The sequence below is a fragment of the Leucobacter sp. M11 genome, from assembly GCF_035726885.1.
GTDB lineage: Bacteria > Actinomycetota > Actinomycetes > Actinomycetales > Microbacteriaceae > JAPFRB01.
In genome coordinates this window covers 188,148-188,889 of record NZ_JAPFRB010000001.1, presented here as the reverse complement: position 1 = coordinate 188,889, position 742 = coordinate 188,148, and the positions used below count along the sequence as shown (strand labels likewise).

At 74.7% G+C, this 742-nt stretch carries 1 protein-coding gene; it reads right to left on the bottom strand.

Going from position 1 to position 742, the window contains the following annotated elements; translation table 11 throughout:
* The coding region (locus tag OOT08_RS00945; protein WP_325091269.1) for an ABC transporter ATP-binding protein at nucleotides 1-742 on the bottom strand (742 nt) is incomplete at both ends.

Sequence of the window (742 nt, the reverse complement as noted above, 5' to 3'; positions counted from 1 at the left end):
CCATCCTGCGAGTCGACCCGGATCGGGTGCGCAAACGCCCGGCTGACGAGCTCCGTCGTGATCGTCTCGGCCGCGGGCCCGGAGGCGACCGTGCGGCCGTGCGCGAGCAGCATCGCGTGGCTCGTGGTGACGGGCAGTTCCTCGAGGTGGTGGGTGACGAGGACGGAGGCGAGCTCCGGCCGCGTTGCGGCGAGCCCGTCGATGGTCTCCAGGAGCTGTTCCCGGGCGGCCACGTCGAGCCCGGTCGCGGGCTCGTCGAGGAGGAGCAGCCGGGGGTCCGCCGCGAGGGCGCGGGCGATCAGGGTGCGCCCCCGCTCGCCCTGGGACAGGGTCGGCCAGCGGTGGTCCGCGAGCGCGCCCAGGCCAACGGTGGCGAGGAGGTCGCGGGCGAACTCGACCTGGGCGGCTTCGGGTCGCCAGCGCATCGGCAGGTCCTCCGTGCCGGTGATGCCCGTGAGCACCACCTCGGTGAGGGTGCGCGGCTGGTCGAGGCGGTGCCGCGGATTGACGTGCCCGATGGTCCGGCGCAGCGCTTGCAGTTCGACCCGGCCGATGCGCTGCCCGAGCACGCGCACCGTCCCGGAGCTCGGGTGCACCGTGGCCCCCGCGAGCGAGAGCAGGGTGGATTTGCCGGCCCCGTTCGGGCCGAGCAGCGCCCAGTGCTCGCCCGGGTGCACGGTGAGCGTCGCTTTGGCGAGGATCTCGCGACCCTGCCGGACGACGGTGGCCGCCTCGAGCTCCA